Here is a 1300-nt window from a genome sequence, read left to right on the forward strand (position 1 = left end):
CACGGTCACCACGTCGCCGTAGCCGTCGTGCACGCGAGGCAGGCCCCATACGGCCGCGGCGGTGTGGTGTCCGATGACGCACCGTTCGTCGAGGCCGGCGGTCACGGCTCGGGTGAGGACCACATGCTGTCCGCGTGCGTCGAGTCCGCTCCAGACGTCTGCTGCGACGTAGACGCCCCTGTGGATGCGGATGAGATCGCCTCGCAGCGCACTCAGCTGGAGGCGCCGCTGCTCTCGCGTCCCGGCGCCATGGCCGGCGGCGTAGACGATCGGGCAGCGGCGGGGGTCTGTCGGCGTCATGCACCGATCGTGGCGACCCGGAGTCGCCAGGCCGGCTCGCGCCTCCTGGGCTGTGTACCGAGAAGGGTGGAACGCCGGTGTGGAGGAGTCGTCTCGTCGGCCTGTGAGCCGCGATGAACCGCGTTCGCGAAGATGAACCGCGATAGATCGCAGTTCATCTTCGCGAACGCGGTTCATGACGTCATGCCCGTGAAGCGCCGACGGGCGATGCGAGCGGCGGCGGTCACGCGACGAGGGTCGAGCGGCACCCCGGCTGAACGAAGCAGTTCAGCGAGCCTCGCGGGCTGGACGAGGTCGATGTACTCGCAGTGCACGACGACGCGGATCGCAGGGTCACCGAGGAGGCGCCGGTCCCGCCGACTCCGCTCCCGCAGGACGTCTGCCGGTCGCCGTCCCTGCAGCATCTCGGGGTCGGTCAGCTTGGCGTGGCCGTCGAACTCGATGGCCACTCCGAGCTCGGCCAGGAAGGCGTCGCATCGCCCGGCGAAGCGGCCCCGATCTCTGCAGACCCGTTGCAGCTCGACGTGCGACAGGCCCAGTTCGAACAGGACGACGCGCAACAACGACTCCCCGGCGCTCTCGGCGAGGGGTGACGCGAATTCGAGGACGCGTCGCGCAGAGCGGTTGCCGGGATGCGACGGAGGACCCAACCGGCCGAGCAGATCGGCTCGCCGCGAATCGAGGGCTCGGACGACCACCGGGTCCAGTGGTCGATCGCCGTGGGGCAGGACGAGCCGCCGCAGGACGGCGTCGACGCAGAGCACCCCGTCGGCGAACGACGCCGTCCGGGCGACGTCGACCGCGGTCCGTTCGATGGTCGTGAGCCGCAGCCCGTCATCCACCACCTGGTCGTCGGGTGTCACCACGCCGGGACGCCGCAGGAGGTGCGTGGACCTGCTGGTCGTCGAGCGTCTCGGGTCGAACACGGTCACCACGTCGCCGTAGCCGTCGTGCACGCGAGGCAGGCCCCATACGGCCGCGGCGGTGTGGTGTCCGATGA

At 70.4% G+C, this 1300-nt stretch carries 2 pseudogenes; both read right to left on the reverse strand.

Annotated features, from left to right (window positions below):
• Positions 1–300: pseudogene (locus ACZ6JE_RS15055) on the reverse strand (hypothetical protein); the annotation flags it as partial.
• Between the two features lie 173 nt (positions 301–473).
• A pseudogene (locus ACZ6JE_RS15060) lies at positions 474–1300 on the reverse strand (hypothetical protein); the annotation flags it as partial.

The sequence above is a fragment of the Frigoribacterium sp. AC759 genome, from assembly GCF_979256015.1.